This window comes from Leclercia sp. M-A074-M (genome assembly GCF_965195605.1).
Lineage (GTDB): Bacteria > Pseudomonadota > Gammaproteobacteria > Enterobacterales > Enterobacteriaceae > Enterobacter.
The window spans coordinates 396,640-409,011 of sequence record NZ_CBDAHM010000004.1 but is presented as its reverse complement, the minus strand read 5'-3'; the positions used below and the strand labels follow the sequence as shown (position 1 = coordinate 409,011).

The following is a 12,372-nucleotide window of genomic DNA, read 5'->3' as shown; positions in this document are numbered from 1 at the left end:
ATTCAGTAATCGTTGTTAATGTCCTGCATGGCAGACAGGATAACCAGACCGGTTATGACGACGGCAACGATGGCGATGGTCACAACTGCAATGAGCATTTTCCCCTCCGTATGCTGCCCTTTTGCCGAAGCATAGCGCACCCGGCGGCGTTCGCCTCACCCTTCCGACTGAGATTCAGAATACGCTTACAAAAAGAAAAACCCTGCTGGGGCGCAGGTTTGCCTGTTGGCCCAAAGTACCCAAATAAGGTCATGCCTCAATCCTGGAGAGCCTGGCTCACCTGGCACCGCCCTTCAGGAGATCCTCTGTCCTTGCGTCTTATCTATCTGGCTATTCCAAAAATAGGCATTTTCTATACATATTTTAACTTTTGACCATTATGGTCGATTTGTTCTGTTAATCATCAAGATTATCAAGAGATTAAACAATCTTCGTCAGGCCTGTTAAGCCTGTCATCAGGGTCTATGCTTAATAAAAGTATGCAAAAAGGGCGATTAAGCCGAATGCCCCTGCAAGTGAGGGGTTGAAGTGATAATCATTATCACTAACATGGTGTTATGCCCAGAGGGCGCAATACATGAGGTGGACTTATGGAACAGCATTCAGAAACGTTTGATCCGACAGATTTTGCATGGCGCGGATTATCGCTGACCCCTGCCGCAGCGGCGCACATTCGCGAGCTGGTGAGCAAACAGGCAGATATGCTCGGCGTGCGGTTAGGGGTGAAACAGACGGGCTGCGCCGGTTTCGGCTATGTCCTCACCACCGTCAGCCAGCCGGAAAAAGACGATCTGGTTTTTGAACATGACGGCGCCCGGCTCTATGTGCCGCTCCAGGCGATGCCGTTTATTGACGGTACGGAAGTGGATTACGTGCGCGAAGGCTTAAACCAGTTATTCAAATTCAATAACCCGAAAGCCCAGAACGAATGCGGCTGCGGCGAAAGTTTTGGGGTATAGGCGGTATTATGTCTCGACATACTGAAGCAACTGACGACGTCAACACCTGGTCCGGCGGCCACATTAATTACAAAGAGGGCTTCTTCACCCAATTGCAGACCGACGAGCTGGCAAAAGGGATTAACGAAGAGGTCATCCGCGCGATTTCCGCCAAGCGTAACGAACCCGACTGGATGCTGGAGTTCCGGCTGAATGCGTTCAAAGCCTGGCTGGAGATGGAAGAGCCGCACTGGCTGAAGGCGCACTACGATAAGCTTAACTATCAGAATTACAGCTACTACTCTGCCCCCTCCTGCGGTCATTGCGACGACACCTGCGCCTCTGAGCCCGGTGCGGTACAGCAGACCGGGGCTAACGCCTTTTTAAGTAAAGAGGTGGAGGAGGCGTTCGAACAGCTCGGCGTGCCGGTACGTGAAGGGCGCGAGGTGGCGGTGGACGCCATCTTTGACTCCGTCTCGGTCGCGACTACTTATCGCGAAAAACTGGGCGAGCAGGGGATCATCTTCTGCTCCTTCGGGGAAGCTATCCACGATCACCCAGAGCTGGTGAAGAAATATCTTGGCACCGTCGTGCCGGGCAATGACAACTTCTTTGCCGCCCTCAACGCGGCGGTAGCCTCCGACGGCACCTTTATCTACGTGCCGAAAGGCGTGCGCTGCCCGATGGAACTCTCTACCTATTTCCGTATCAACGCCGAGAAAACCGGCCAGTTTGAACGCACCATCCTCGTTGCCGATGAGGGTAGCTACGTCAGCTATATCGAGGGCTGTTCCGCCCCGGTGCGCGACAGCTACCAGCTGCACGCGGCAGTGGTGGAGGTGATCATCCATAAAGACGCCGAGGTGAAATATTCGACGGTGCAGAACTGGTTCCCGGGGGATAATAACACCGGCGGCATCCTGAACTTCGTCACCAAGCGCGCCCTGTGCGAAGGCGAAAACAGTAAAATGTCGTGGACCCAGTCTGAGACCGGCTCCGCCATCACCTGGAAATATCCGAGCTGTATTCTGCGCGGGGATAACTCCATCGGCGAGTTCTACTCCGTGGCGCTGACCAGCGGGCATCAGCAGGCCGATACCGGCACCAAGATGATCCACATCGGCAAAAACACCCGGTCGACCATCATTTCGAAAGGGATCTCCGCTGGGCAGAGCCAGAACAGCTATCGCGGCTTAGTCAAAATCATGCCGACGGCCACCAACGCCCGTAACTTTACCCAGTGCGACTCCATGCTGATTGGCCCGGACTGCGGGGCGCATACCTTCCCGTATGTTGAGTGTCGCAATAACAGCGCCCAGCTGGAACACGAAGCGACAACCTCGCGGATCGGCGAAGATCAGCTCTTCTACTGCCTGCAGCGCGGCATCAGCGAAGAGGATGCCATCTCGATGATTGTGAACGGCTTCTGTAAGGATGTGTTCTCTGAACTACCGCTGGAGTTTGCCGTGGAAGCACAAAAATTACTGGCGATCAGCCTCGAACACAGCGTCGGCTAAGGATTAAGGAAAGCACATGTTAAGCATTAAAGATTTACAGGTCAGTGTGGAAGATAAAGCGATCCTGCGCGGCCTGAGCCTTGAGGTCCGCCCGGGCGAAGTGCATGCGATTATGGGCCCTAACGGGTCGGGCAAAAGTACGCTGTCAGCCACCCTTGCCGGGCGCGAAGATTACGAAGTGGTCGGCGGTTCGGTCGACTTTAAGGGCAAAGATCTGCTGGAGCTGTCACCGGAAGAGAGAGCCGGGGAGGGCATTTTTATGGCCTTCCAGTACCCGGTAGAGATCCCAGGCGTCAGCAACCAGTTCTTCCTGCAGACCGCCCTGAATGCCGTGCGCAAATACCGCAGCGAAGAGGAGCTGGATCGCTTTGATTTCCAGGATCTGATGGAAGAGAAGATCCAGCTGCTGAAGATGCCGGAAGATCTGCTCACCCGCTCGGTCAACGTCGGTTTTTCCGGCGGGGAGAAGAAGCGCAACGACATTCTGCAGATGGCGGTGCTGGAGCCGGAGCTGTGCATCCTCGATGAAACCGACTCCGGGCTCGATATCGACGCCCTGAAAATCGTCGCCGACGGCGTTAACGCCCTGCGCGACGGCAAGCGGTCGTTTATCATCGTCACCCACTATCAGCGCATCCTTGATTACATCAAACCCGATTATGTGCATGTGCTCTATCAGGGGCGGATTGTGAAATCGGGTGATTTTACGCTGGTCAAACAGCTGGAGGAGCAGGGCTATGGCTGGCTTAGCGAACAGCAGTAACGCGCTGCAGCAGTGGCACCGCCTGTTTGAGGCACAGGGCGGAACCCGCTCTGAACAGGCCCAGCAGCACCTGCAGCAGATGCTGCGCCTCGGGTTGCCGACGCGTAAGCACGAAAACTGGAAATATACCCCGCTGGAAGGGTTGCTTAACGGCGAGTTTGTTTCCCGACCCGCCAGGGTGGCAGCGAGCGATCGGGATGCCCTGGCGCTTACTCTCGACGCCACGCGGCTGGTCTTTGTTGACGGACGCTTTAGTCCGGAACTGAGCGACAGCACCGACGGCAGCGGGTTTGAGGTGACCATTAACGACGAGCGGCAAAGCCTGGCGGCACCGGTTCAGCCGGAGCTGTTCCTGCATCTGACCGAAAGTCTGGCCCAGAGCGTGACGCATATCAGCGTGAAACGTAACGCCCGTCCTGAAAAGCCGCTGCTGCTGATGCACATCACCCAGGGACTTGAAGGCGAAGAGATCAACACTGCTCACTATCGTCACCATCTGGAACTGGCGCAGGGTGCAGAAGCAACCATCATTGAGCATTACGTAAGTCTCAATGAGATGCACCATTTCACCGGCTCGCGCCTGACCATGAACGTGGCGGCTAACGCCCGGCTGCACCATATCAAGCTGGCGTTCGAGAACGCGGCGAGCCACCACTTCGCCCATAACGACCTGTTGATGGCCGCCGATGCGACGGCATTCAGCCACAGCTTCCTGCTGGGGGGCGCAGTACTGCGCCATAACACCAGCACTCAGCTTAACGGCGAAAATACGACCCTGCGCATCAACAGCCTGGCGATGCCGGTGAAATCTGAAGTGTGCGACACCCGTACCTGGCTTGAGCACAACAAGGGCTACTGCAACAGCCGCCAGCTGCATAAAACCATCGTCAGCGATAAGGGGCGGGCCGTCTTCAACGGGCTGATCAACGTGGCGCAGCACGCCATCAAAACCGACGGCCAGATGACCAACAACAATCTGCTGATGGGGCGACTGGCGGAGGTGGACACCAAACCGCAGCTGGAAATTTACGCCGATGATGTGAAGTGCAGCCACGGCGCCACCGTGGGGCGGATCGACGATGAGCAGATGTTCTATCTGCGCTCCCGCGGGATCGATAAGCAGGCGGCCGAGAAGATGATTATCTACGCCTTTGCTGCTGAGCTGACCGAAGCCCTCGACGATGAAACGTTAAGACAGCAGGTGCTGGCGCGTATCGGCCAGCGTCTGCCTGGAGGTGTGGCATGATTTTCCCTGTAGAGAAAGTGCGGGCGGATTTTCCTGTCCTGACCCGTGAAGTAAACGGTCTGCCGCTTGCCTATCTCGACAGCGCCGCCAGCGCGCAAAAGCCCACGCAGGTGATCGAGGCCGAGGCGGAGTTTTACCGGCATGGTTACGCGGCGGTGCACCGGGGGATCCACACCCTCAGCGCCGAGGCGACGCAGCGGATGGAGAATGTCCGTACCCGCGCGGCAACATTTTTAAACGCCCGCTCGCCGGAGGAGCTGGTCTTTGTGCGCGGTACCACCGAAGGGATCAACCTGGTGGCGAACAGCTGGGGCAGCGCCGAAGTGCACGCGGGCGATAACATCATCATCAGTCAGATGGAGCACCACGCCAATATCGTGCCCTGGCAGATGCTGTGCGAGCGCGTCGGGGCGGAACTGCGGGTTATCCCGCTTAACGAGGATGGCACGTTACAGCTTGAACAGCTGGATACCCTGCTGGATGAACGCACCCGGCTGGTGGCCATTACTCAGATCTCCAACGTGCTGGGTACCGAAAATCCGGTGGCGGAGATTATCGCCAAAGCCCACCAGGTGGGGGCGAAAGTGCTGATTGATGGCGCCCAGGCGGTGATGCACCATACGGTGGATGTCCAGGCGCTGGACTGCGACTTCTATGTCTTTTCCGGCCATAAGCTCTACGGGCCTACCGGTATCGGCGTGCTGTACGTCAAAGATGAGATTTTACAGGCGATGCCGCCGTGGGAAGGGGGCGGGTCGATGATCGCCACCGTCAGCCTGAGCGGAGGCACAACCTACGCCCGGGCGCCGTGGCGCTTTGAGGCGGGCACGCCTAACACCGGCGGCATTATCGGGCTGGGCGCGGCGATGGAGTATGTGTCAGGCATCGGCCTTGATGCTATCGCCGAATATGAACAGATGCTGATGCGCTACGCTCTGGCGGAACTTGCCAGCGTGCCGGATCTCACGCTGTATGGCCCGGCGGACCGTCAGGGTGTTATTGCCTTTAACCTTGGCAAACACCACGCCTATGACGTGGGCAGTTTTCTCGATAACTACGGGGTGGCGGTGCGAACCGGACACCACTGCGCTATGCCGCTGATGGCGTTTTATCAGGTACCGGCGATGTGCCGCGCATCGCTGGTGATGTACAACACACTGGAAGAGGTCGACAGACTGGTGGCCGGGCTGAAGCGTATCCACCAGCTGCTGGGCTAAAAAGAGGGCTAGAGATGGCTGCATTGCCAGACAGAGATAAATTGCTGCGTAATTTTACGCGTTGCGCAAACTGGGAAGAGAAGTACCTCTACATCATTGAGCTGGGGCAGCGTCTGCCTGCCCTCAGCGAAAGCGACCACGTCCCGGAAAATAGTATTCAGGGGTGTCAGAGCCAGGTGTGGATAATAATGCACCAGAATGAAGCCGGGGTGATTGAATTAGCGGGCGACAGTGATGCGGCAATAGTCAAAGGCCTTATTGCCGTCGTGTTTATTTTATATCAGCAGATGTCCGCCCAGGATATTGTCGCTTTTGACGTCCGTCCGTGGTTTGAAAAAATGGCGCTCACCCAGCATTTAACCCCCTCCCGGTCCCAGGGGCTTGAGGCGATGATCCGCGCAATCCGCTCCAAAGCCGCCAACATTAGCTAAACTATCAGGACAGCCCTCATTCTGCTCCGCGAGACGGCTCCCGCCTCGCGGATTTTTCAGCTTTCTGACGTTCTGTCAGTGAATAAGGAATCTCAGTATGAAGCGCGCGTCTTTATTAACTCTCATTCTTTTAGGTTCGCTCAGCGCGCTTAATAGCGCCCGGGCGGTGGATTATCCTTTGCCAGCGGCGGGTAGCCGGTTAATCGGGCAAAATCAGACCTATGTTGTTCAGGAAGGTGATAATAACCTGCAGGCCATTGCGCGCCGGTTTAATACCGCTGCGCATTTAATACTCGAAGCCAATAATACTATCGCCCCGGTCTATCCGGCGCCGGGAACGGTGATCACCATTCCGTCGCAAATGTTGCTGCCGGATACCCCTCGGGAAGGGATTGTGGTGAATCTGGCGGAGCTGCGGCTCTACTTCTATCCCCCGGGTGAAAATAGCGTGCAGGTCTATCCGCTGGGCATTGGACAGCTGGGGCTGGACACGCCGGTGACCACCACCCGCATCAGCCAGAAGATCCCGAATCCGACCTGGACGCCAACTGCGGGCATCAGAGCGCGCTCGCTGGCCCAGGGCATCAAACTGCCGCCGGTAGTACCCGCAGGGCCAAATAACCCGTTAGGACGCTTTGCGCTGCGTCTGGGCGTGGGTAACGGTGAATACCTGATCCATGGCACCAGCGCGCCCGACAGCGTGGGGCTGCGCGTCAGTTCCGGTTGTATGCGTATGAATGCGCCGGATATCAAAGCGCTCTTCGCCCAGACCTCTGTCGGCACGCGGGTGCAGATCATCAATGAGCCGGTGAAGTTCTCGGTTGAGCCGGACGGTAAGCGCTACGTTGAAGTGCATCGTCCGCTGGCGACGATGGAAGGGGAGAATCCGCAAACGCTGGCGATTGCCCACTCCAGTGCGCTTGCATCCTTTATGTCGCAGAGTGGCAGCGATAAGACGTTAGTGAACAAAGCGTTGTCGCGTCGGGCGGGTATCCCGGTGGAGGTCTCGACAGGTGCCGGGGCGAATGTGAACAGTAGTGGGCTTTCAGCGAAGAACACGCTTTCGTCGGTGGGGCATGAACAGGCGATTCAGTAAAGCGAAATGCGGGGCAAAAAAAAATGGCGCACAATGTGCGCCATTTTATTAACACAGGTACTATTACTTACGGTATTTAGTAGCCTGGTTGTCCAGACGCTGGTTAGCGCGAGCTGCGTCGTCTTTAGCAGCCTGAACGTCGGAACGCATTGCGTTCACGTCGTTGCTCAGCTGGTCAACTTTAGCGTTCAGAGTCTGAACGTCAGAAGACAGCTGATCGATTTTAGCGTTGCTGGAGCAACCTGCCAGCAGAGTAGAACCCAGGATTACCGCGCCCAGTACCAGTTTAGTACGATTCATTATTAATACCCTCTAGATTGAGTTAATCTCCATGTAGCGTTACAAGTATTACACAAAGTTTTTTAGGTTGAGAATATTTTTTTGATGGGAATATGCCTATTTTTGATCGTTCGCTCAAAGAAGCACCTGTTTTGACTATTTCATGAAAAATATTGTGTTAAAACAGACAATTTTCATCGGATTCATCTTAGAAAACGACCCCGTTAAATAGAAAAACCCGATTTGCTTTTTTAATAACTTTGGCTGATAGCGGAAATAAAAAAAGCGCCCCGAAGGACGCTTTTTATACAAACTAATTCGAACGAAATTATTACAGCACGTGAACAGATGCGGTATTAGTGGTGCCGCTTGGAACCAGTGCACCAGAAACCATCACCACAACGTCGCCTTTCTGCGCCAGGCCACGTTCAACCAGCTGCAGGGCCACTTCTTTACCCAGGCGGTAGAAATCGTCAGTAGAGGCGATCTCTTTTACCAGGTGTGGAACCACGCCTTTGCTCAGCACCAGCTGACGCGCAGTGGTTTCGTTGGTGGTCAATGCCAGAATGGTCGCGTCCGGGAAGTATTTACGCACTGCGCGAGCAGATTTACCGCCCTGGGTGGCGACGACAATCAGCGGTGCTTCCAGTTTCTCGGCGGTTTCTACCGCGCCACGGCACACGGCTTCGGTGATGCGCAGTTTACGGCTGTCGTTGTTGTAATCCAGACGGCTTTTCATCACGCGGTCGGTACGCTCACAGATGGTCGCCATGATGGAGACCGCTTCCAGCGGGTACTTACCTTTAGCCGATTCGCCAGAGAGCATTACCGCATCGGTACCGTCGAGGATGGCGTTCGCCACGTCGCCGGCTTCTGCGCGGGTAGGGCGTGGGTTTTTGATCATGGAGTCCAGCATCTGCGTTGCGGTGATAACCACTTTACGCGCGCGAACACACTTCTCGATCATCATCTTCTGCGCGAAGATCACCTCTTCAACCGGGATCTCAACGCCCAGGTCACCACGCGCAACCATGATGCCGTCAGAGGCTTCGAGGATTTCGTCGAAGTTGTTCAGGCCTTCCTGGTTTTCGATTTTGGAGATGATCTGGATGTTTTCGCCGCCGTGGGCTTTCAGGTGCTCACGGATTTCAACAACGTCAGAACGCTTACGGATAAAGGAAGCTGCAACGAAGTCAACGCCTTGCTCGCAACCGAAGATCAGGTCCTGTTTGTCTTTCTCAGCCAGGGCTGGCAGCGCGATGGAAACGCCTGGCAGGTTAACGCCTTTGTTTTCGCCCAGGTCGCCGTTGTTCAGCACTTTACAGATAACTTTGTTACCTTCGATAGCGGTGACTTCCATACCGATCAGGCCGTCGTCCACCAGAACGGTGTTACCGACGGACAGGTCGCTGGTGAAGCCTTCATAGGTCACAGCAACGATTTCACTGTTGCCGACAACAGACTTGTCTGTAGTGAAGGTGAAAGTCTGTCCCGCTTTCAGCGAAACGTCGTTGCCGCCTTCCAGTTTAATGGTACGAATTTCTGGACCTTTGGTATCCAGCAGGATTGCTGCTTTTTTACCGGTCTTGCTCATCACGTTGCGCAGGTTCTGGATGCGCTGGCCGTGTTCAGCATAGTCACCGTGAGAGAAGTTCAGACGCATCACGTTCATGCCGGCGTCCAGCATTTTGGTCAGCATCTCTTCAGATTCGGTTTTCGGGCCGATGGTGCAAACAATTTTCGTCTTTTTCATGACAGTCTTAGTCTTTAAGTTGGGAAGGATATGGAAATCTCGCTCCGGGGGCGCAGAGCCCTGGAGTCAAACCTGTGTTGCGAAATTTTTTATGGCACGCAGTAAGGATAGGTGACATCAATTGAGCGTGCAGAAGAATGTGTGCCTGTGTTTCAGCCCAGGGAGAGAGGTTAAGTTGTATGCGTTGTTTTTTGTAGTCCAAGCGCTGAAACCATTCATCAGAAGACAGGCGCGCATTATACGCTGAAAGATGCGCAAAAGGAAAATGAAAACAGCGTTTCAAAAATTATATATGCAGTTTTACAAAGGGTTGTTATCAATGCGTTAAGGTTGACCGCGTAGATGTTGCGCTCGCGAAAAACCTTCAGGCAAATGCCCCATTTTTATGGCGTTTCGCTATGGCGACTTTTTAGCTATCGATTGCAGAAAATTAGCAAAGGCCTTCTCCCCAGGTGTCACGCCTCTTATCACTCAAAGTTATAAGATATTCCTTTTCATTCATTCAAAAGCTAATAACGGCTGTTTACTATCGTTTGGACATCCATACTGCTAAACCGCCACAGGCGAACGGATTACCCGAAGAATGATTGTACTCAGGAATATTTCAAAGATTTTTGACAACGGAAAAGTGGCGCTGACAGCCGTTGATAACGTGAACCTGACGATAGAGCAGGGGCAAATTTATGGAATTATTGGCTACAGCGGCGCGGGTAAAAGTACCTTAATCCGCCTGCTCAATGGCCTGGAAAAGCCGACCACCGGCAGCGTGACGATTAACGGACACGACATCTCCGCGGCGAAAGGTGAAACCCTGCGCCAGGCGCGGCTGAAGATCAGTATGGTGTTTCAGCACTTCAATCTGCTGTGGTCGCGCACCGTGAGCGAGAACATCGCCTTTTCAATGCAGATTGCCGGGGTGCCTAAAGCCAAAATCAAAGCCCGCGTGGCAGAACTGGTTGAGCTGGTGGGGCTGAAAGGCCGCGAACAGGCTTATCCGTCCCAGCTTAGCGGTGGGCAAAAGCAGCGCGTGGGCATTGCCCGCGCGCTGGCCAACAACCCGGACGTGCTGCTCTGCGACGAGGCCACGTCGGCGCTGGATCCCCAGACCACCGATCAGATCCTCGATCTGCTCCTCGACATCAACCGTCGTTTTAAGCTCACCATTGTACTCATCACCCATGAGATGCACGTGGTGCGCAAAATCTGTGACCGTGTGGCGGTGATGGAAAACGGCAAAGTGGTGGAAGAGGGCGACGTGCTGCAGGTCTTTACCCATCCTCAGCAGCCGATTACGCAACAGTTTGTGCGTCAGGTCAGCCAGTACGCCGAAGACGAAACCTTTAACAGCGAGCTGGCAAACGAACTGGAAGGCACCGTTATTAAGCTGACCTTTACCGGCCACAGCACCCACAAACCGGTCGTCGGGGAACTGACGTTGCGCTACGGCCTGCCGTTTAACATCCTGCACGGCAAAATGACACAAACCGCCCACGGCGTCTTCGGCCAGCTCTGGCTGCACGTGGTGGCAACAGATGAACAACTGAACAATATCCTCGCCGATTTGCAGCACAGTGATATTGAAGGCGAGGTAATTAAACATGGCTGAGAATCTCTTCCCGCACCTGAAATGGGACCAGCTCTGGGCCGCCACCCTGGAGACGCTGTATATGACCGCGCTCTCCGGCGTTGCGACTTTTGTGCTCGGGCTTGTCCTCGGTCTGGCGCTCTTTTTAACCGCACGCGGTGGCATGTTCCATAACCGCACGGTCTACAGCGTCATTTCGATTGTGGTGAACGTCTTCCGCTCCATCCCGTTCATCATTCTGATTGTGCTGCTGATCCCCTTCACCAAAACCGTGGTGGGGACCATCCTCGGGGCCAACGCCGCACTGCCTGCGTTGATCGTCGGTGCCGCGCCGTTCTACGCCCGTCTGGTGGAGATCGCCCTGCGTGAAGTGGACAAAGGGGTGATCGAGGCGACGCGCTCAATGGGCGCCCGACTCAGCACATTAATCTTTCGCGTTTTACTGCCGGAATCCTCACCAGCCCTGGTCTCAGGGATCACGGTGACGCTGATTGCCCTGGTGAGCTACAGCGCCATGGCGGGGGTGATTGGTGCCGGTGGTCTGGGAAATCTGGCTTATCTGGAGGGATTCCAGCGCAACCATGGTGACGTCACGCTGGTGGCAACGGTGACCATTTTGATCATCGTTTTCATTATCCAGTTCTGCGGCGACATCATTACTTCCATTCTTGATAAAAGATAAACACAACAATACACAGGAACCATCATCATGAAAAAGACACTGACGTTGATCGCCGCAGCAACCCTGAGCGCCCTGAGCTTTGCCTCCTGGGCTGATACCCTGACCGTGGGAGCCTCCAACACCCCGCACGCCGAAATTCTGGAGCAGGCGAAGCCGATTCTGGCGAAACAGGGTATCGATCTGGAGATCAAACCGTTCCAGGACTACATCCTGCCGAACACCGCGCTGGCGGGTCGTGACATCGATGCCAACTACTTCCAGCACATTCCATACCTCAACAGCGTGCTGAAAGATCACGCCGGGGATAAAGAGTACGATTTCGTCAGCGCCGGGGCGATCCACATCGAGCCAATCGGTATCTACTCCAAAAAATACAAGTCGCTGAAAGATCTGCCGGAAGGCGGCAAAATCATCATGCGTGATGCGGTCTCTGAAGAGGGACGTATCCTCTCTATCTTCGAGAAAGAGGGCGTGATCAAGCTGAAGCCGGGCATCGACAAAGTGACCGCGCGCATCAGCGACATCGTTGAGAACCCGAAAAAGCTGCAGTTCACCCCGAACGTAGAAGCCTCCCTGCTGCCGCAGATGTATAACAACGACGAGGGCGCGGCGGTTGTCATCAATGCCAACTACGCCATTGACGCCGGTCTGGACCCGGTTCACGACCCGATTGCGGTGGAGAGCGGTGAAAACAACCCGTACGCCAACATCATCACCGTTCACCGTGGCGATGAGAAGAAGAAAGACATCGTGGCGCTGGTGGACGTGCTGCACTCTAAAGAGATCCAGGACTGGATCCGCACCAAGTATAAAGGCGCGGTGATCCCGGTTAACAACTGATTTATCCGTTTGATTTCAAAGCCCG

The 12,372-nt window shown here is 55.0% G+C and carries 13 protein-coding genes; 10 read left to right on the top strand and 3 right to left on the bottom strand.

Going from position 1 to position 12,372, the window contains the following annotated elements:
* Positions 1-590 precede the first annotated feature (590 nt).
* The 7 genes from sufA (at position 591) to ldtE (ending at position 7,208) form a co-directional block, all read left to right on the top strand.
* On the top strand, positions 591-959 hold the full coding sequence (gene sufA, locus ACOKCT_RS11625; protein ID WP_103179322.1) for a Fe-S cluster assembly scaffold SufA: 369 nt from the start codon (positions 591-593) through the stop codon (positions 957-959).
* 8 nt (positions 960-967) lie between these two features.
* Positions 968-2,455 (top strand): Fe-S cluster assembly protein SufB, encoded by a 1,488-nt coding sequence (gene sufB / locus ACOKCT_RS11620; protein ID WP_103179323.1) that lies wholly within the window; start codon positions 968-970, stop codon positions 2,453-2,455.
* A 16-nt stretch (positions 2,456-2,471) separates the two neighbouring features.
* On the top strand, positions 2,472-3,218 hold the full coding sequence (gene sufC / locus ACOKCT_RS11615; RefSeq protein ID WP_039029104.1) for a Fe-S cluster assembly ATPase SufC: 747 nt from the start codon (positions 2,472-2,474) through the stop codon (positions 3,216-3,218).
* Positions 3,193-4,464, top strand: a complete 1,272-nt coding sequence (gene sufD, locus ACOKCT_RS11610) for a Fe-S cluster assembly protein SufD (protein WP_103791328.1) — start codon at positions 3,193-3,195, stop codon at positions 4,462-4,464. Before sufC ends, sufD begins: the two co-directional genes overlap by 26 nt.
* Positions 4,461-5,681: a cysteine desulfurase SufS gene (gene sufS, locus ACOKCT_RS11605; RefSeq protein WP_420193509.1), complete on the top strand. Its 1,221-nt coding sequence runs from the start codon at positions 4,461-4,463 to the stop codon at positions 5,679-5,681. The genes sufD and sufS overlap by 4 nt, the downstream gene beginning before the upstream one ends.
* A gap of 14 nt (positions 5,682-5,695) precedes the next feature.
* Complete coding sequence (sufE, locus tag ACOKCT_RS11600; protein WP_103179326.1) at positions 5,696-6,112, top strand: cysteine desulfuration protein SufE; 417 nt, start codon at positions 5,696-5,698, stop codon at positions 6,110-6,112.
* Positions 6,113-6,209: 97 nt separating this feature from the next.
* Complete coding sequence (gene ldtE, locus ACOKCT_RS11595) at positions 6,210-7,208, top strand: L,D-transpeptidase LdtE (RefSeq protein WP_103179327.1); 999 nt, start codon at positions 6,210-6,212, stop codon at positions 7,206-7,208.
* Positions 7,209-7,271: 63 nt separating this feature from the next.
* Here ldtE and lpp read toward each other — a convergent pair whose 3' ends face one another.
* The 3 genes from lpp to ACOKCT_RS11580 all read right to left on the bottom strand — a co-directional run bounded on the left by lpp (position 7,272) and on the right by ACOKCT_RS11580 (position 9,442).
* Positions 7,272-7,508 (bottom strand): murein lipoprotein Lpp, encoded by a 237-nt coding sequence (gene lpp, locus ACOKCT_RS11590; RefSeq protein WP_001082307.1) that lies wholly within the window; start codon positions 7,506-7,508, stop codon positions 7,272-7,274.
* Positions 7,509-7,818: 310 nt separating this feature from the next.
* Positions 7,819-9,240, bottom strand: a complete 1,422-nt coding sequence (gene pykF, locus ACOKCT_RS11585; protein WP_103179328.1) for a pyruvate kinase PykF — start codon at positions 9,238-9,240, stop codon at positions 7,819-7,821.
* Positions 9,241-9,247: 7 nt separating this feature from the next.
* Positions 9,248-9,442: a hypothetical protein gene (locus ACOKCT_RS11580; RefSeq protein ID WP_418936632.1), complete on the bottom strand. Its 195-nt coding sequence runs from the start codon at positions 9,440-9,442 to the stop codon at positions 9,248-9,250.
* A 381-nt stretch (positions 9,443-9,823) separates the two neighbouring features.
* Here ACOKCT_RS11580 and ACOKCT_RS11575 point away from each other — a divergent pair, with 381 nt between their 5' ends.
* From ACOKCT_RS11575 to ACOKCT_RS11565, 3 genes are read left to right on the top strand one after another with little or no spacing between them, the layout of a single operon-like run.
* Complete coding sequence (locus ACOKCT_RS11575; protein WP_103179329.1) at positions 9,824-10,846, top strand: methionine ABC transporter ATP-binding protein; 1,023 nt, start codon at positions 9,824-9,826, stop codon at positions 10,844-10,846.
* Positions 10,839-11,507 carry a methionine ABC transporter permease gene (locus ACOKCT_RS11570; protein WP_103179330.1) on the top strand — a complete coding sequence of 223 codons (669 nt, stop codon included), beginning with the start codon at positions 10,839-10,841 and terminating at the stop codon, positions 11,505-11,507. Before ACOKCT_RS11575 ends, ACOKCT_RS11570 begins: the two co-directional genes overlap by 8 nt.
* 27 nt (positions 11,508-11,534) lie before the next feature.
* Positions 11,535-12,347 carry a MetQ/NlpA family ABC transporter substrate-binding protein gene (locus tag ACOKCT_RS11565; RefSeq protein WP_039029111.1) on the top strand — a complete coding sequence of 271 codons (813 nt, stop codon included), beginning with the start codon at positions 11,535-11,537 and terminating at the stop codon, positions 12,345-12,347.
* Positions 12,348-12,372: the final 25 nt, after the last annotated feature.